This is a genomic window from Neorhizobium sp. PAMB6716 (assembly GCF_058242805.1).
Map to the genome: position 1 here is coordinate 1,259,670 of NZ_CM177835.1, position 18,048 is coordinate 1,277,717.

Genomic DNA, 18,048 nt, shown 5'->3' on the forward strand with positions numbered 1-18,048 from the left:
TTCATGAATATCCAGGCAGATACGGAACGCAGTCTCGATCCGGTGACGTTCGAAGTGCTGAAAAATTCCTTCATCACCGCAGTCGACCAGATGGCCGAACAGATGTTGCGAACCTGCTATTCCTTCGTCATCTACAATCGCGATTTTTCCAACGCGCTGCATGATGCCGACGGCAATTCGGTCGCTCAGGGCAATTACGACATCGCCGTGCATGTCGGCACGCTGCACAATACCTGCAAGGACGTGATCCGCGTCTTCGAAGGCGAGATGGCGCCGGGCGACGTGTATGCCATCAACGATCCTTATGCCGGTGGCACCCATTTCAGCGATGTCCGGCTGGTGCGGCCGATCTTCGATGAGGACAAGCTGATCGGCTTTTCCCAGTCGAACGGCCATTGGTCGGATCTTGGCGGTTCCGTGCCCGGCTCCTTTGACGTGACCGCGCGCGACATGTTCCGCGAGGGCCTGCGCATCACGCCGATCCGTCTTTTTCGCGAAGGCCGGTTCTGCTTCGACGTGGCCAACATGATCGCCGCCAATACCCGCGATCCGGCCTCGATCATCGGCGACATCCATTCGCAGGCGCAGGCGACCCACGTGGCCGAACGCGAGCTGCTGCGGCTGGTTGGCAAGTACGGCCGCACACAGGTTACGCAGGGCATGGCGGAGGTGCAGGACTATGTGGAGCGGGCCGTGCGCAAGCGGCTGCTGGAACTTCCAGATGGCACCTGGGAAACGGTGGATTACATCGACCGCGATCTCGGCGGCGGCGAGGGGATGATCCCGATCCGTATCAAGATGACGATATCAGGCGACAGCATCCACTATGATTTCACCGGCAGCCATCACACCATTTCGTCGATGTATAATTCGGCGCCGGGTGCCACCTTCTCGGCCGTCGTCGCGGGCATGAAGACCTTCTTCCCCGACCTGCCGCTGAACAGCGGCTTCTACCGGATGATAAGGGTGACGGCGCCGAAGAACAGCGTCGTCAGTGCCGAATGGCCCGTTGCCGTCACCGGCTTTCTGATGCCGTTCGAAAAGATCATGAACGCGATCTTCGAGATGTGGTCGAAGATCATGCCGGAACGGGCAATCGCCTGCGCCTTCAATCTCGAATACCTGCTTGCCGGTGGCCGGGATGCGCGCAAACCCGAAAAGCCGATCTTCATGTTTTACGAATGGCTGCCGGGCGGCTGGGGTGGCCGCAATGGCAAGGACGGCGCCGACGTGACCACGGCCTGCTTCGGCACGGGGCTGATGTCGCAGCCCAATGAAGGCAATGAACGGGTCAACCCGACACGCACCACCGAATTCCAGATCAAGCAGGATTCGGCGGGGCCGGGAAAATGGCGCGGCGGCGTTGGCGTGCAGAAAACCTCGCTGCTTTTGGAAGCAGAAGGCGCTGTCATGTCCTATATCTGCGACCGTGAACGCGCCGTCGTCTGGGGCATCGAGGGCGGGCTGCCGTCCATGCCGCATGGCCTCACCATCCGGCGGGCCGGTTCCGAGGAAGCAACCTGGCTCGGCTCCGTCTTTTCCGACTATCCGGTCCATACCGGAGACGAATTTGCGCGGCCGACCGCCGGCGGCGGCGGATTCGGCGATCCGCTCGAGCGTGATCCGCAGAACGTGCTGGAAGACGTGATTGACGACTATGTCTCGATCCGGCGCGCCAGTCTCGATTATGGTGTCGTCATCCGGGAAATAGACCGCGATCTGTGTGCCTACGAGATCGACGTGGCGGCGACCGAGGTGGTTCGAAGCGAGATCCGGGCGAAGCGGACGGAATGGGCCCGGATGGACCCGGCCGAGGTGTCTCGCCAGTACAAGGCGGGCCAGATCGATGCCCTGGATGCGGTGCGCCGCCATGCGGTGATCCTCGAATGGGAGACCGGCGAGGTTTTGGAAAAAACCACCGCGCAGTTCCGCGAACGCTTTGAAAAGCGAACCGTCGCGCACTGGGCCTGACCCGACGGAACGGCACCGTGCTGCAGCCGGTGCCGTTTGCCCGTTGCTCAGGCAAGCCGCATCTGTTTTTTCGATAACGCTTTCCAAAAACAACTATTTCACACGTTTCGCGCCTTCGGACAGAATGTTGCAAGGCCGCAAAGACGGCACTTGAAGGGGTGAAGGACGATGGTGGAAGGGGCGCTGCGGTCTGTGGCCGTGACAGCATTCCGCGGCATGCGTCGCGCGGATGTCTGCCGATCTGTCAGAGGCTTTCGGCGCCGAGGACTACAGCCTCCAGCGATCACTGCCCCGCGCCCCTGCAAGGCTGGCCGGTGACACAGGAAGACGAGAGGATGCAATCTGATGACAACCGACACAGCTGACGTGCTGCAACAGGGCGCCGTGGTGACCCTGAATTGCGACATGGGCGAGAGTTTCGGCAACTGGCATTTCGGCGACGATGCCGGGATCATGCCGAACATCCATCTGGCCAATATTGCCTGCGGTTTTCACGCCTCCGATCCCTGGACGATGCTGAAGACGGTGCGACTTGCACTGGCGCATGGCGTCGAGGTCGGTGCGCATCCGTCGCTGCCGGATAAGGAAGGTTTCGGACGACGGGAGATGAAGCTGCAGCCGGAAGAACTGACGGCGGCCTTCCTCTACCAGATCGGCGCACTGTCGGGGATCCTTGCGGCGCAGGGCGGCACGCTGTCGCATGTCAAGCCGCACGGCATCATCTACGGCATGGCTGCGAGAGACCTCGATACGGCCCGCGCCATTGCGGCATCGGTTAAACCGTTCAACGTGCCGCTGTTCGGCATGGCCGGCACGTTTCACGAAGTGGCGGCCGCTGAATTGGGCGTCCCTTTTATTGGCGAATATTTCCCTGATTTATCCTATGCCCCGGATGGTTCTCTGATCATCCCGCGCGTACACAAAGCAGTCGATCTTGCCGCCATAGAGCAGCGCATGCGCCGTGCCTTGTTCGACGGCGAGATCGTCACCACGGATGGCAGCGTCCGGCCGATCCGGTTCGGCACCGTCTGCATCCATTCCGATCCCCCCAATTCGCGTGATGTCGCCGTCGTCATGCGCCGGGTCATCGAAGGCAAAGTGTAGAACGGCTGAGGACCACAGGGACTACGTTTCCCAAACCCTGCTGCCGAACGCGCAGTGCTCCTGATGGGCTGGACGGGTGCCATCCGTGCCCTCAAGGGCCGCTTGCCCCGATCTTCACGGAAAACAGGGCAAGGCACCGGGACGCAGGACGTCGAGTGAGCCAAAGTTATAAACGACGGGCTTGCGGCCTGTTTCAAAACAAGCGATGCGGACCGGATGTTTCGGGTTGCCGACCCGCTGGACACCGGCATGATCAGCATCAAGGAATGCGGTCTCGGGCGCGAGGGCTCCTCGCACGGGATCGAGGACTATCTCGACATGAAGCCCTTCACCATCAGCACCAAGATCCAGAGATCCGCCATGACACAGATTTCCAATTCCCTCGCGGCCATCGACATCGCGACCACGCTGCACCCCAACACCAACCTGCGCCAGCACGAACGCACCGGGCCGCTGGTCATCGACCACGGGGACGGCATCCGGGTCTATGACGACCGCGGCAAGGAATATATCGAGGGACTGGCCGGCCTCTGGTCGGTCGCCGTCGGTTTTTCCGAAAAGCGGCTGGCGGAAGCCGCCTACAAGCAGATGCTGAAGCTGCCCTATTACCACACCTTCTCGTCCAAGGCGCACGAGCCCTCGATCCGGCTGGCCGAAAAGCTGGTCGAGATCACGCCCGACAATCTCAGCCGCGTCTTTTACACCTCGTCCGGTTCCGAGGCCAACGACACGATCGTCAAGATGGTCTGGTACATGAACAATGCGCTCGGCCGGCCGCAGAAGAAAAAGTTCCTGTCGCGCATCAAGGGTTATCACGGCATCACGGTGGCGTCCGGCAGCCTCACCGGCCTGCCGATCAACCATCGCGACTTCGACCTGCCGGCCATCCCCGTGCATCACCTGACCTGCCCGCATTTCTATCGCTTCGGCACCGAAGGCGAGGACGAGGCGGCGTTTACCGCGCGGCTTCTGGCCGAACTCGAGGCGGTGATCGAAAAGGAAGGCGCCGACACGATCGCCGCTTTCATCGGCGAGCCGCTGATGGCGGCGGGCGGCGTCATGCCGCCGCCGGCCGGATATTGGGAGGGCGTGGAAAAGATCTGCCGCGCCAACGATATTCTCATCGTCTCCGACGAGGTCATCTGCGGTTTCGGGCGTCTTGGCACGCCGTTCGGTTGCCAGAAATACGGCTTCACGCCCGATATCATGACGCTGTCGAAGCAGTTGACCTCCTCCTACATGCCGCTTGCCGCCGTGATGGTTTCGGACAAGATCTACAGCGCCATCGCCGATAATTCCGAGAAGAACGGCGTTTTTGGTCATGGGTTCACGGCCTCCGGCCATCCGGTCGCGACCGCTGTCGGGTTGGAAAACCTCGCCATCATCGAGGAGCAGGACCTCATGGGCAACGCGGCGCGGCTGGAGGCAGAGTTTCAGTCAGGCCTTAAGTCCTTCGCGGACCATCCGCTGGTCGGTGAAGCCCGCGGTGCAGGCCTGATCGGCGCGCTTGAACTGGTCGCCAACAAGGAAACCCGCAAGCCGTTCGACAAGCTTGGCCGCGCCGGCGCCATCGCCAATGCCATCGGTCATGACGAGGGCCTGATCTTCCGCTCGATCGGCGACCAGCTGGCCTTGTGCCCGCCACTGATTGTGACGTCCTCGGATATTTCGGAGATCATGACGCGGCTTGGCCGCACCCTCGACCGGCTTCCGGCCGCGATCGCCGCCGAAGGTCTCGTCTGATGTCTGGGGGTGAAGACACGATGGAGCACCGCCGCCTTGCGGTGCTCGACCGGCTCTTCACTGCCAGGAATGGCCGGGACGTCGGCGACCTGATTGCGCTGAAGGGCACCGACCGCAAGATGCGGTCGTAAAGATCAGGCGACGTGATGCGCGGCACAACAAAGACCCCGGCAAAGCTGTCACGCTTTGCCGGGTTCTTTCGTTGAAGCCATCGGCCGGGAGCAGCCGATGGCGTCTGTCTCACATCACTTGACCAGTGCGCTCATCGGCACCGGTTCGGAAATCGTCCAGGAGCCGACGACGCCCGGCTTGCCCTTATCGACACCGACGATGAGGTAACGGGCCTTGTTCTGGTGGTGCAGTTCGGCTGTGAAGGTGCGCGGACCAAACAGGGTCGGCTCATCCTTCATCTTTTCCAGTTCGGCAACGACGCCATCGGCTTCCGTGGTCTTGGCACGCTCGACGGCCTTCGACCAGACGTCGATCATGGAATAGCCCGGATAGACATACTGGCTCGACGGATCGGTGCCGGTTGCCGTCTTGTAGGCGGCGTTGAATTTCTGCACGTCGGGGTTCGGGTCATCGCCATAGATCGAGCCCTGCACCGGGGTGTAGAAGTTCGACAGGTCCGGAACGGCCGACAGCCAGTAGCTGCCGTCGACGCCGGAGCCGTTGAGGATCATCGAGTTGATGCCGGCGGCGCGGATCTGCTTGATGGCGGAGACGGCGCCCGGCATCATCGTGCACAGCATGATCGCGTCCGGCTCCTGCGGCAGCGACTTGATGCGGGTGATCTGCGCGGCAATCGAGGCATCGTCGTTCTTGAACGTATCCTGTCCCAAGAGCTTTGCGCCCTCTGCCGTGATCTTCGGCATCATCCAGTCAAAACCGTCGCAGATGCCCTTGTTGTATTCGGTCCAGGTGTCGAGCAGGCGGTAGAAGGTCTTTGCCTTCTTTTCCTTGAAGGCCCATTCGGCCATCGTCGCACCCTGCACGGCGGCAAGAACCGAGGCGGAGAAGGAGTGGGGGCCGACGCCCTGGATACCGGCCTTCACCGATTCCGCGCAGAGAAAGAAGGAGACAAGGCCCGCATCTTCGGCGGCAAGCGCTGCCGGTGCGCCGAAATCGTAGTCGCACGAGACGACGACGATGTCGGCACCCTGGTCGATGACCGAAAGACCGGCCTTGGCGCCTTCGGCGCGGTCGGACTTGGTGTCGGCACTCACGACCTCGATCTGCTTGCCGAGCAGGCCGCCCGCGGCATTGATCTCGTTGATGCGGATCATTGCCGCATCCTGCGCCGGCTTGTCATAGGCTTCCATGAAGCCGGAGGCGGCGGTTGCAAAGCCGACGACGATCTTGCCGTCGTCCGCAAGCGCGGGGAACGCTGCCATAACGGCAGCCATGGCCATTGCCAGTCGTCGTGTCTTGCCCAGTATGCTTGTCTCGTATGCCATTGACGTCTCCTTTTTTGACCGACGGTTTCCTCTCCGTCGACTATTTGTTGCGTTTGACGCGGAACAGCGTGATTTCGCGATTGCCGATCAGTCCCGCCGGGCGTAGCGCGAGGATCACGATCATGATGACGCCCAGCGCGATCTCCTGGAGCCCCTTGGGAAGGGCGAAGGTGGTCGAACCGAGCGGAACGCCCGCCTCCAGCCAGCGCAGGGCCTGGATGAGGGCGGACAGCAGCAGCACCCCGATCACCGCCCCCGACAGGCTGCCCATGCCGCCGACGACAAGCATAGAGAGCGTGATGAAGGTGAGGCCGAGATAGAAGGTGTCCGGCGTAACGACGCCGATGGAATGCGCCATCGCCGCCCCGCCGAGACCCATGATGGCGCCGGAAATCGTGAATGCGACGAGGCGTTCCCTGGGGATGTCGACGCCGGAGGCTGCGGCTGCCGTTGGCTCGTCACGGGCAGCCCGCAGCGCAAGGCCTGAGCGTGAGATCGCGTGACCCCAGGCAATGAAGATCGCAACGACTGCAGCGCCCGCATAAGGCCAGAGGGTGCGCACGATCGGGATGCCGACGACGGACGAGGTGGCGCCGGTGACGCTTTCCCAGTTCGAATAGATGGTGTTGATCATCGCCAGAACCGCAAAGGTGGCAATCGAGGCGGCAATGCCCGAGAGCCGCATCAGGACCTTGCCGAAGATCAGCGCCGCAAGACCCGCAAAGAGCGCTGCGATGATTGCCGATTGCCAGTAGGGCAAGCGCGCCTCAAGCAGGAAGCTTGGCAGGCCGGGCAGCGAGGCCTTTTTCATCAGCGGATTGATCGTCAGCCATGCCGCCGCATAGGCGCCAAGGCAGGTAAAGCCGATATGGCCGAAGCTCAGCACCCCGGAATTGCCGATGAAGATATAGAGCCCGACGACGAGGACCACCCGCACCATGATGTCGATCATCGCCTGGTTGAAGGGGCGGGAGCCCAGCATTACCGTCAGCGCGGCAATGGCCAGGACGAGGAGCGACAGCAGGATCGGCGTGATGATCGTCTTGCGGGCAAGCGCGAACGGGGGCGGCTTGCGCGGATTGGCAAGGGTTGCGGGAAGGGTGGAGAGGCTGGCATCGGTCATGGGTCAGACCCTTTCCTTGGTGCCGCGGGCGGCGATCAGGCCCTGCGGGCGGAACAGGAGGACGAGGATGACGGCGCCGTAGACAAAGGCGTCGCGGAAGGGACGGGCATCCACAGGCAGCACGACCTGCATGATCACGGAGGCCGCGCCGAGCAGGAAGCCGGCGAGCACTGCGCCGGCAAGGCTGCCGAGACCGCCGATGACGGTGGCGATGAAGGCCATCAGCATGATCGAGGCACCCATCTGGATATCGACCGTGCCGGTTTGGCTGCCGAAGATCATGGCGATGGCGCCGGCGAGAGCCCCTGATAGTGCGAAGGCGCCCATGATGACCCGGTTGGCGCGCACGCCAAGCATGCGCGCCATCGAGAAGTTCTCAGCCGCCGCCCGCATTTCGAGCCCGAAGCGGGTCCGCCTCAGGAACAGCGTCAGGCCGACCAGAATGATGACGGTCGCGATGATGGTGATCAGCTGCAGGAGCGGCAGGCGGGCGCCAAAAATTTCCACCGGCTGCGACAGCATCGGCAGGAGCGAGATCGACTTCGGCCGGCTCGTAAACAGCATCAGCAGGAAATAGCGGATGACGAAGCCGAGCGCGAAGGAGGCAATCATCATCGTTGCCGGGCTGGCACGCCGGAAGCGGCGGAAGACGACGATCTCGCACAGCACCGAAAGCCCGGCGCCGATCAGCAGCACGAAGGGGATCAGCAGGTACCAGGGCAGTTGCCCGGCAAAGACGATCGCCAGCGCATCGGTTGATGGCCATAAAAGCGCGAAGATGGAAAAGGCGATGACGTCGCCATGAGCGAAGTTGACCAGCCGCATCACGCCAAAAATCAGCGCAATGCCGAGCGCGCCGAGGGCATAGAGCGAGCCGAGCGACAGGGAGTCGAAGACGATCTGCAGCATCTCAATGATCCTCGTAACCGAAATAGGCAGCTTGCACAGCCGCACTGTTGCCGAGTTCGCGGGCGTTGCCGTCGAGCACAATCTGGCCGCCGCGCATCAGCAGCATCCGACCGCCGACCAGGGTGGCGCGGGTGGAACTTTGCTCGACGATCAGAAGCGTCAGGGCCTTCTGGGATTGAAGCGCAATCAGCCGCTCGTAGACCTGGTCGGTGATATTAGGCGCAAGACCCAGCGACGGTTCGTCGATGGCAATCAGCCGCGGGTTGGTCATCAGCGCCCGACCGATGACGAGCATCTGCTGCTGGCCCCCGGACAAAAGCCCGGCCTGGCCGTGGCGCCGCTCCTTCAGGATCGGGAAGGTCTGGTAGACGGCCTCGAGATCCTCGGCAGTCTTTGCCTTCCAGCCACGATCCCTGGCCTTCATGCCCGTGCCGACCATGAGGTTTTCTTCGATCGTCAGCGAGCCAAAGACGTCGCGGCCTTCCGGCACCAGCGAGAAGCCGAGGCGGGCGATATCCTCCGGCGCCTTGCCGGTGATGTTGTAGCCGTCGAAGTCGATCGTGCCGCTGGAGGCTGGCGTGACACCGGCAATGGCGCGCAGCAGCGACGATTTTCCGGCCCCGTTTGGTCCGGTGATGAACACCGTGTCGCCATCCTTGATGGACAGCGAGACGCCGCGCACGGCGGTGAGGCGGCCGTAGCGAACCTCGATATTGGCAAGAACGAGCAGGCTCATAACAGCACCTCCGCAGCCGGCACGGCCGCATCTGCGGCGGTGCCCATATAGGCATGACGCACCTTTTCGCTCTGTCGGATCTCGGCGGGCGTTCCCTCCTCGATGACGGCCCCGGAATCGAGCACGACGATGTGGTCGCAAAGGCCGAGCACCAGCCCGACATTGTGTTCGATGATCAGCACACCGCAGCCGAGATCGCGCGCGATGCGCTTGACGAGTGCCGACAGCTCGGTCGCTTCCTGCGCGCTCATGCCGGCGGCCGGCTCGTCGAGCAGGATGAAGGCGGGCCGCCCCATCAGCGCCCGGCCGATGGCGACACGGCGTTCGTCGGTATAGGGAAGGGTGCCGGCGGTGCGGTGCCCGAGCGCCGAAATGCCGATCCAGTCGAGCATCGCCTCCGCCTCGGCAACCGCCGCGCGCCGGCTCATGCCGAGCCCGACGCCGGTGACTTCGAGATTGTCGATGACGGCAAGGTCGCGAAACAGCCGGCCGCCCTGAAAGGTGCGGGCAATGCCACGTCGCCGGACCAGATGCGGCTTCAGCTTGCCGAGCGGCGCGCCGTTCAGCTTCACCGCGCCTTCCGTCGGCATCTGGAAGCCGGTCAGCACGTTGACGAGCGTTGTCTTGCCAGCGCCGTTGGGTCCGATCAATCCGCTGATATGGCCAGGCTTGATGTCGAGCGTGACGGATGACAGGGCTTTCAGCCCCGCAAAGGCCACGGAGACGTTTTCCGCGCTGAGATGACCGCCAAGTTGAACCATGAACCCCTGTTCCTTTGTTGTAGACGGAAAAGGGCATGCGACATCGGGCCGTGTAGCGGCCATAAAACGTGTCGCGATGTTCCCCTTTTTCTCCGGCGATCTCTGCGGACCGCTCGGAGGTAAAATCACGCCGTTTGCCGGCGTCGTCTTGTCGTTGCGCGCGCCGGATCTTGATGCCCGGCGCGTCGGAGGGCCGGCATGCGCCGACCACTCCTCCCGATGCCTTCTCCGGTTCCTCTTCCGGAGATCCGACCGCCTCAGGCGGTCAGGGTGTCTTCCGCCTTGGCCAAAGCCGCGCGCCGTTCGGCGCGGGCGGTCAGCGCCTCGTCCAGCGTCACCGGCACGAAACGTGCCGGCGTATGCGGCTGCAGCTGGGCGATCCGGTCCATGTCGGCGGAAATGACCACGCCGAGCATCATGTAGCCGCCACCGGACACGGCGTCGCGGTGGAGCACGATCGGCTCGGTGCCGCTCGGCACCTGGACGGAGCCATAGGGGTAGCAGGCATCAACGATGTTGGACGGGTCAGAGCCGGCGCCGAAGGGCTGCTCGCGGGCGACGAATTCGAGCGGCGTACCACCCTTGAACCGGTAGCCGATGCGGTCGGCCTCGGGCGCCACTTTCCACGTATCTTCGAAGAAGCGCTTGCCGGCAGCTTCGGTGATGCGATGCCAGTAGATGCCGGGCAGCATTCGAAGTTCGATGGCGCCGGACACGCTGCCGCGAAGATCAGTCGGAAGCGACCGGCCGGGCGTGCCGGCGCCGGTGCCGACGGGGATTTCATCGCCAGCCTTTAGCACGCGTCCCTCAAAACCACCGAGTGCTCCGAGCATGTAGGTGGAACGCGATCCCAGCACGACCGGCACGTCGATGCCGCCGGAAACGGCGATATAGGCGCGGGCACCGGATTTCAGGTAACCGAAGGACAGGCGGTCGCCGGCTTTCACCGCAAAGCTTTCCCAGGTGGGGCGCTCTTCGCCGTTGACCTTGGGCGGCAGTTCGCCTCCGGTGACGGCGACCACGGCGGGTGCCGTAAATTCCAGCTCCGGCCCCATGAAGGTTGCCTCAAGGATTGCCGCACCCGGTTCGTTGCCGACAAGCAGGTTGGCGATGCGGGTGGCAAACCGGTCCATGCCGCCGCCTTCGGGAATGCCGACATGGTAATAACCGGGACGGCCGAGGTCCTGCACGGAAGTTGCAAGACCGGGAGTGATCACCTTAATGGCCATTGAGAAGCTCCATCAGGTTGGCGTTGGTGCCCAGCATGTCGCGGTTGAAATCGGTGAGGCTGAACGCGCAGTCGCGCACCGTCGGCTGCCAGCGGTTGGCATCGATCTCTTCCAGCGTCGCGTCATATTCGTCGCGGTTGATCGCCTTGAACTTGACGATGTCACCCGGCTTGAACAGTGCCATATCGTCTGTGAGGTAACGCACCGTGCGTGTCGGATCGTAGATCGGCGCAGGTGTGACGCCATACATCTGGTAACCGCCGGCACCGCGCACCGAATAGATCGCCGCAAAGCAGCCGCCGTGGCCAACCGTCAACTTGGGCGTATCCGTGCGGGGACGCAGGTATTTTGGCGCCTCGATCTGCTTCTTGCGCTCCACCATCTGATAGAGCCAGGGCAGGCCGGCAACGAACCCGACCATGGACACGAACCACGGCTGGCCGGAATAGGCGGCGATGAAGTCCTCGATCGTCGCATAACCGTTGATGCGCGCCGAATATTCAAGGTCTGTGGCACTCGGGTCCTGATGGCGCTCGCGAAACCGCATTTCCGTCTCATGCGTCCACGGATCCTGGAAATAGACCGGCAGCTCGATGATGCGGGTTTTCAGCGTCGCATCGGATTTCGACGCCGCATCCTCCATCGACTGCAATTCCTTCAGGAGGTCCTGCGGTGCGATGAGATCAGGATCGAAGCGGATCTGGAAACTGGCATTGGCCGGGCAGGTCTCGGTCACGCCGCGGATGCCGGCGGCGCGCACCGCATTGATCATCGACAGGCCGGTAAAAAATGAGGCGAGCGACATGTCCTCCGACACTTCGCCGAAGATATGCTCGTCACCGCCGAAATTGAAACGTATCGACATCGAACCTCCTTGTCAGCCGGCAAGCGCCGTGGCGTTGTCTTGAAGCCAGCCTTCCAGCCAGCGGGTATGCACATCTCCGGCCCGGACCGACGGATCGGCGGCAAGGGCCAAAAACAGCGGCTTGGTGGTTTTTACGCCGCCGATCTCCAGTTCACGCAATGCCCGCGTCAGCCGCATGATTGCCGCTTCGCGGGTCTCGGCATGGACGATCAGCTTGGCGAGCAGGCTGTCGTAGAAAGGCGGCACCTGGTAACCGTTGTAGAGCATGGAATCGAAGCGAACGCCGGGGCCGCCGGGAATGCGCAGGTCGCCGATCGTGCCGGGGAAGGGCGCAAAATCCTTGGCCGGATCCTCCGCATTTAACCGGACCTCGATGGCATGACCCTTGACGGTCACGTCATCTTGCGCGATCCGCAGCGGTTCGCCGCCGGCAATGCGCAGCATTTCGGCAACGAGATCAATGCCGGTGATCGCTTCCGTCACCGGATGCTCCACCTGAATGCGGGTGTTCATCTCGATGAAATAGAAACGGTCGGCTTCGTCGTCGTAGAGATATTCGACGGTGCCGGCGCCGGAATAACCGACCGCCTTGGCAAGCGCCACGGCCGAGGCGCAAAGCTCTTCGCGCAGGCTTGTGGAGAGCGCTCGCGACGGTGCCTCTTCCCACACCTTCTGGCGACGGCGCTGCAGCGAGCATTCCCGCTCGTAGCAATGGATTGCTTGCTTGCCATCGGCCAGAACCTGCACCTCAATGTGGCGCGCCTTGCCAATCACCTTTTCCATATAAAGGCCACCGTCGCCGAAGGCAGCCAGCGCCTCGGCTTGCGCCTGCGGGAAAGCCTGCTCGAATTCGGCCAGAGAATTGGCGATGCGAATGCCGCGCCCGCCGCCACCGGCGGCAGCCTTGATCATGACCGGAAATCCGGTTGCCTCCAGCACATGGCGCCCGGCCTCAATGCCATCGACGCGGCCCGTGGAGCCGGGAACGACGGGCACGCCAGCGGCAGATGCTGCCGTGCGGGCCGACACCTTGTCGCCCATTAGCCGGATCGCATCGCCCGACGGGCCGACAAAGGTGAGGCCGGCTGCCGTAACGGCATCGGAGAAACCGGCATTTTCGGCGAGGAACCCATAACCCGGATGGATGCTGTCGCAGCCTTTTTCCAGCGCTGCCGCAATGATCGCCTCGATGTTGAGATAGGATTTTTTGGCGGCGGGCGGGCCGATATTGACGGCTTCGTCGGCAAGTTGCACATGCAGCGCATCCGCATCCGCCGCCGAATACACGGCGACCGTGGCAATGCCGAGATCCTGCGCGGCGCGGATGACGCGCACGGCAATCTCGCCACGGTTGGCTATCAGCAGCTTCTTCAACATCAGTCGATATCCGCCAGCGGTGCGCCGGCCATGACCGGGTCTTCGTTCTCGGCGACGAAGCGGATGCTTTTGCCGGAAATTTCAGCCTTCACCTCGTGGAAGGACTTCATCACCTCGATCAACCCGATGACATCGCCGGCTGTGACATCGTCGCCATCCGCCTTGAACGGCGGCGTTTCGGGCGAGGAACTGCGGTAGAAAGTACCGGGAAGGGGAGAGAGAATCTGGGCCATGTCGATCTCCGGATCAGGCGATGAAGGAAAAGAGACGGGCATTAAAGACCGCCTTTTCGGCGGCTGTCGATGTCATTGCCAGGGCGCGATTGCGCGGCGCACGGTTCTCGCAATATCGATGGCATTCGGAGTGTCGGAATGCACGCAGATCGTCTTGCATCCGACCGGGAAGAGACTGCCGTCATTGGCAGTGCCCTGTCCATCGGTAAGGGCACGCAGGCACCGTTGCGCCATCAGGTCCGGGTCCATGGCGGGATGTTCGCGGGTGACGATCAAAAATCCCCCTGGCGCATAGTCGAGGTCCGCATAGAACTCGGGCACGAATTCGATGCCACGCTCGCTGTAGATCGTTTCGTGAAGCGTTGCGGTCATGCCGAACAGAGGCACACCATAGATCTCGGCGACGTCGCAGATCGCATGGGCGACCTCTTCCTGCCGTGCCGCCATGCCATAGAGGCTGCCATGCGGCTTGATATGGTTGAGTTCCAACCCCTCCGCCTTCAGGAAGCCAACCAGCGCGCCAACCTGGTAAAGCACCGAGTTGACCACTTCCGCACGGCTCATCTTCATCTCGCGGCGGCCAAAACCCTGGAGATCCGGCAGGGACGGATGGGCGCCAACCTTGACGCCATGCGCTTTGGCGCTCGCCACCGTGTTGCGCATATGATCGGGATCGGAAGCATGGAAGCCGCAGGCTACGTTTGCCACATCAATGAGTGGCATCAGTCCGGCGTCGTCGCCCAGCCTGTAAAGGCCAAAGCTCTCCCCCATGTCACAGTTCAACGTGACAGTCATCGATTTGGAACCCCTTGTATGCTGCCGTCTTTGCGGCGTTGCACAATTTTTGTCTCAGCTTGCTCCTCTTGTGAAATAGTAGTTTTTTGATTGTAATATCGAAAAAACAGATAACCAGAACAAGGGGGTGATTTCGATGAGCATCACGTTGAAACAGCTTGATTATTTCATTGCGACGGCAGAAAGCGGGCAGGTGAGCCACGCTGCGTTTAATCTCAACATTTCTCAATCGGCTGTCACGGCAGCGATCAAATCGCTGGAAATGGAGCTGAGCGTGAAGCTTCTGGAGCGGACCCATTCCGGGGTCAGGCTGACAATGGAGGGGGCCCGTTTCCTGGACCACGCGCGGGTCATCACGGGAGCGGTCGCTTCTGCCATGCGCAGCCCTTTGCGAGAGGAAGCGGGGCTTTCCGGAAAGGTCACGATCGGCATCACCTACACGGTCATCGGCTATTTCATGTCCAAATATTATGCCCGCTTCCGAAAGATCTATCCGAACATCGATGTGGAAATAAAAGAGCTATCCCGGCCTGCGCTCGAAGAGCAGATCAAGCGCGGCGATGTCGATATTGCCGTGATGCTGGTCTCCAATCTCGCCAGTTCCGATGTCATCGAGCAGGAGCTTTTGCTGCGGTCCAGCCGCCGGCTGTGGCTTTCGGCAGACCACAAGCTGCTGTCGCAGAGCGAGATCAGCCTCAAGGATGTGGCCGAAGAAGATTACATCATGCTGACCGTGGATGAAGCGAGCGCCACTGCCTCGCGTTACTGGGATGCGGTCGGGCTGTCTCCGCGAGCGGTCCTGACCACAAGTTCGATCGAGGCCGTCCGGTCTCTGGTTGCAGCTGGCGTCGGCGTGACGATCCTGTCCGACATGGTCTACAGGCCATGGTCGCTTGAAGGCCAGCGGATCGAGCTGCGCCGGCTGGTGGAGCCCGTACCGAGCATGAATGTCGGACTTGCCTGGGCTCGCAGCCATCCACTATCGCCGACCGCCACCACGTTCCGAGCCTTTATGTCCGTGACGATGGGCGGCGGTGGATGATCGCAGAGGGAGAGGGACGTCTCCCGTGCATCGAGAGCTAAAGTTCTTGTCCATGAAGGGAACAGCTGACGTACCAAATCATACCTTCAAGGTATAATAATGCACCGAAACGGTGTTGGACGAGCGGCGCGCCGACCCTCAATATCGCCCCATGAACGCAAACTTTCCATAGCCGATGACGGCACTAGCCGCAGCTCTTGGCAGGCCTGCATAGATGCCTATCTTGCTTTTTTGTATCTGGAAGACGATGGCGGGCTTGCCGCCACCCAGGTGTAATCCGGCGCCGCTGGCTGTGTGCCAAAACGTTCAATGGAGATACCACAGGTGAGGTCAGTCGTCCGGGCGCCGGGTCATTCCGGCGCCCTTGCCGATTTTCAAAATACCTTGGTGACCGAGATCGCGAAGGTGCGGCCACGGCCGTGGTAGTCGAAGACCGACTCGTCGACGAGGGCGCCGTAAAGCGCCTTTGCGCGTGAGCCCCAGACGGTGGTGTAATCGGTGTCGAACAGGTTCTGGATGCCGAAATTGATCGTGGTTGCCTGTTCGGCAAACGTGTAGCGACCGCCGAGATTGAAGAGGTTATAACCCTCGATCTCGTAGCCGGCATCGTCTTCAAGGCTGAAGACATGCTCGCCGGTCAAACGAACGGAAAAACGCTCGTTCCCCCAGCCGATGTGGCCGCCGGCCTTGGACGTGCTCGCCGTGCCGACCGATTCCTGGTACCAGCCGTCGGTGCCCTTCTTTTCCGACTTCACCCAGTGACCGAGGACACCGACATCGAAACCGTTGTCGAACTTGTAACCGGCCTCTGCCTCGATGCCGTAGACCCGGCGCTTCTCGTCCTTCATCTCGATGGTCAGTGTCGTGCGGTTGAGGCTGATCGAGCGGTCGGAGGTCGAATAATAGGCGGCGGCCGCGACATTCAACGCACCGTCGTCATGGCGGAAGCCAAGCTCGAAACTGTCGGTCTTGATTGCTTCGAGCGCCGAGGTGGAGACATTGACGCTGTCGGTCAGGACGTAGTGTCCATTGGACAGGGTGTAGGTGCCGACACCGTAATATTTGGCGGGATCCGGCAGTTCGAAGCCTTGCGAGAAGTTTGCATAGACCTGCTGGTCGGGGGTGACGTCAAAGGTCGCGCCGGCATTAAAAAGCAGCGCGTCGTAATCGACGTCCCCACCCGGGATGGCATCTGCCGAGGTGGCAGCACCATTAAGGATTGCCACCTGCTGGGCGGCGCCGACGAAATTGCCCACTTCCGTCTTGGTAAACTGGTAGCGCAGGCCGCCGTTCACGGTCAGCCGGTCAGTGGCTTCCCACGCGGCTTCGGCAAAACCGGCAACGGTGCTGACATCGATATCGGGATAGAGGCCGGTGATGCCGATCATGTCGAAATCCATGCCGCCTGATATCACCGCCGTGGTCAGGTTGAAGATCGACTGGCTGGCGGAGAAACTGTCACGGTCGGCATCCACGCCGTAGGTAAGCTTCACCGTGTCGGTCAGCTCCGACACCATGGCGGCCTTGAAACTGTAATAATCCGTCGTCTGCTGGCTGGCGCCGAAATAGGTGCCGGCAGCGCTGCCCGTGGAGGGGAAGGGATTAAAGACAATATCCTCTGATCGCACGGCTCCCTGCAGCAGCAATTGCTGGCCGAGGAAATCGGCATCGGTATAGCTGAGCGCCAGCATCTTGCGGCGGGTCTCAGGCTCGACATCGGACTGATAACCGGAGCGGGCTTCGAACAGGCTGGGATTGGAGAGACCCGATAGGAATGGTCCGTAATAGAGGCCGTAATCGCTGTCCTGGGCGCTGTCGAAATATTGCATGGTCGCGTCGAGGCGACGATCCTCGTCGATCTGAACGCCGACCGAACCCATCACGTCGATGCGCTTATTGAAGGCGGTCGAGGACTGGGTAATGTCAGGCGTGACCATGTCGCCCGCGCCATCGTAATAGGCGCCGGTGCGGTTGCCGGACACCGACAGGCGGGCGTCCCAGTCGGCGCTGTTATAGGTGACGGCGCCTGCCGCATTGCGGTCGAAATCCTTGCTGCCCTGGAAACCGCTGGCGACGCCGACCTGGGTTTCGGCATGCAGGCCGTCGCCCGCATCCCGGCCCTTTTTGGTGATGATGTTGATGATGCCGCCGGTGGCATTGCCGCCGTAAAGGGCGGTGGCGCCGGAGAGCACCTCGACGCGGGCGATGTTGAACGGATCGATGGAATCGAACTGGCGGCTGAGACCACGGGCGGAATTCAGCGAAACGCCGTCGATCAGGACGAGTGCTGTGCGGCCGCGCAGGTTCTGGCCGTAATTGGTGCGGGACCCTTCACTTGCGGCATCAAAGCTCGGCACGGTCTCAGCAAGGATCTGCTGCAGGCTCTTGCCCTGAAGGGCGGCAGCCTTGATCTCGGCCTCATCGACCACCTTGATGGTGCGCGCGATCTCGGAGATCTTTTCCGGTGCGCGGCTGCCGGTGACGACGATGCGGCCGAGAACGGTTTCGCCGGATGTTTCGGCAGCCGTCTCGGCATCGTTTCCGGCTGCATTCTGCGCAAGGCCCGCATCCGCTGCCCCCAGAAATGCCAGGACCGCAAGCGCCGTCAGCGACGTGGTCGAGTGTGCCAAGGCGCAGGTCCCGCTCAGTCCACGCTTTTGTTCCCCAAAGAATGTCATAGATCCCCTCATCACTCACATTTTC

16 protein-coding genes are annotated in these 18,048 nt (G+C 61.9%); 5 read left to right on the forward strand and 11 right to left on the reverse strand.

Annotated elements, in window-relative coordinates:
- Positions 1-3: 3 nt before the first annotated feature.
- The 4 genes from AC4CWH_RS06065 (at position 4) to AC4CWH_RS06080 (ending at position 4,949) form a co-directional block, all read left to right on the forward strand.
- The gene (locus AC4CWH_RS06065) at positions 4-1,971 is read left to right on the forward strand and encodes a hydantoinase B/oxoprolinase family protein (protein WP_491320821.1); all 1,968 of its coding nucleotides are present in this window, start codon (positions 4-6) and stop codon (positions 1,969-1,971) included.
- A gap of 345 nt (positions 1,972-2,316) precedes the next feature.
- Complete coding sequence (locus tag AC4CWH_RS06070) at positions 2,317-3,075, forward strand: LamB/YcsF family protein (protein WP_491320822.1); 759 nt, start codon at positions 2,317-2,319, stop codon at positions 3,073-3,075.
- A gap of 360 nt (positions 3,076-3,435) precedes the next feature.
- On the forward strand, positions 3,436-4,818 hold the full coding sequence (locus AC4CWH_RS06075; RefSeq protein WP_491321364.1) for an aspartate aminotransferase family protein: 1,383 nt from the start codon (positions 3,436-3,438) through the stop codon (positions 4,816-4,818).
- Positions 4,818-4,949 (forward strand): hypothetical protein, encoded by a 132-nt coding sequence (locus AC4CWH_RS06080; RefSeq protein ID WP_491320823.1) that lies wholly within the window; start codon positions 4,818-4,820, stop codon positions 4,947-4,949. Before AC4CWH_RS06075 ends, AC4CWH_RS06080 begins: the two co-directional genes overlap by 1 nt.
- A gap of 114 nt (positions 4,950-5,063) precedes the next feature.
- On the opposite strand, the gene AC4CWH_RS06085 is transcribed toward AC4CWH_RS06080, so the two are convergent.
- The 10 genes from AC4CWH_RS06085 to AC4CWH_RS06130 all read right to left on the reverse strand — a co-directional run bounded on the left by AC4CWH_RS06085 (position 5,064) and on the right by AC4CWH_RS06130 (position 14,303).
- On the reverse strand, positions 5,064-6,275 hold the full coding sequence (locus AC4CWH_RS06085; RefSeq protein WP_491320824.1) for an ABC transporter substrate-binding protein: 1,212 nt from the start codon (positions 6,273-6,275) through the stop codon (positions 5,064-5,066).
- A gap of 40 nt (positions 6,276-6,315) precedes the next feature.
- Positions 6,316-7,257: a branched-chain amino acid ABC transporter permease gene (locus AC4CWH_RS06090; RefSeq protein WP_491321365.1), complete on the reverse strand. Its 942-nt coding sequence runs from the start codon at positions 7,255-7,257 to the stop codon at positions 6,316-6,318.
- Between the two features lie 144 nt (positions 7,258-7,401).
- Entirely contained in the window at positions 7,402-8,307 is a 906-nt protein-coding gene (locus AC4CWH_RS06095; RefSeq protein WP_491320825.1) for a branched-chain amino acid ABC transporter permease, read from the reverse strand.
- Between the two features lies 1 nt (position 8,308).
- Entirely contained in the window at positions 8,309-9,043 is a 735-nt protein-coding gene (locus AC4CWH_RS06100; RefSeq protein WP_491320826.1) for an ABC transporter ATP-binding protein, read from the reverse strand.
- On the reverse strand, positions 9,040-9,804 hold the full coding sequence (locus AC4CWH_RS06105) for an ABC transporter ATP-binding protein (protein WP_491320827.1): 765 nt from the start codon (positions 9,802-9,804) through the stop codon (positions 9,040-9,042). The genes AC4CWH_RS06100 and AC4CWH_RS06105 overlap by 4 nt, the downstream gene beginning before the upstream one ends.
- 257 nt (positions 9,805-10,061) lie before the next feature.
- Positions 10,062-11,033, reverse strand: coding sequence for a 5-oxoprolinase subunit C family protein (locus AC4CWH_RS06110; RefSeq protein ID WP_491320828.1), 972 nt, complete (start codon positions 11,031-11,033; stop codon positions 10,062-10,064).
- Positions 11,023-11,898: a 5-oxoprolinase subunit B family protein gene (locus AC4CWH_RS06115; RefSeq protein WP_491320829.1), complete on the reverse strand. Its 876-nt coding sequence runs from the start codon at positions 11,896-11,898 to the stop codon at positions 11,023-11,025. Before AC4CWH_RS06115 ends, AC4CWH_RS06110 begins: the two co-directional genes overlap by 11 nt.
- Positions 11,899-11,910: 12 nt before the next feature.
- The gene (locus AC4CWH_RS06120; protein ID WP_491320830.1) at positions 11,911-13,275 is read right to left on the reverse strand and encodes an acetyl-CoA carboxylase biotin carboxylase subunit; all 1,365 of its coding nucleotides are present in this window, start codon (positions 13,273-13,275) and stop codon (positions 11,911-11,913) included.
- Positions 13,275-13,508, reverse strand: coding sequence for an acetyl-CoA carboxylase (locus AC4CWH_RS06125; protein WP_491320831.1), 234 nt, complete (start codon positions 13,506-13,508; stop codon positions 13,275-13,277). The genes AC4CWH_RS06120 and AC4CWH_RS06125 overlap by 1 nt, the downstream gene beginning before the upstream one ends.
- A gap of 72 nt (positions 13,509-13,580) precedes the next feature.
- Positions 13,581-14,303: a LamB/YcsF family protein gene (locus tag AC4CWH_RS06130; RefSeq protein WP_491320832.1), complete on the reverse strand. Its 723-nt coding sequence runs from the start codon at positions 14,301-14,303 to the stop codon at positions 13,581-13,583.
- A 136-nt stretch (positions 14,304-14,439) separates the two neighbouring features.
- Between AC4CWH_RS06130 and AC4CWH_RS06135 the strand changes: the two genes are divergently transcribed.
- Positions 14,440-15,345: a LysR family transcriptional regulator gene (locus AC4CWH_RS06135; protein WP_491320833.1), complete on the forward strand. Its 906-nt coding sequence runs from the start codon at positions 14,440-14,442 to the stop codon at positions 15,343-15,345.
- Positions 15,346-15,719: 374 nt separating this feature from the next.
- On the opposite strand, the gene rhtA is transcribed toward AC4CWH_RS06135, so the two are convergent.
- On the reverse strand, positions 15,720-17,975 hold the full coding sequence (gene rhtA, locus AC4CWH_RS06140; protein WP_491320834.1) for a TonB-dependent siderophore receptor RhtA: 2,256 nt from the start codon (positions 17,973-17,975) through the stop codon (positions 15,720-15,722).
- Positions 17,976-18,048: the final 73 nt, after the last annotated feature.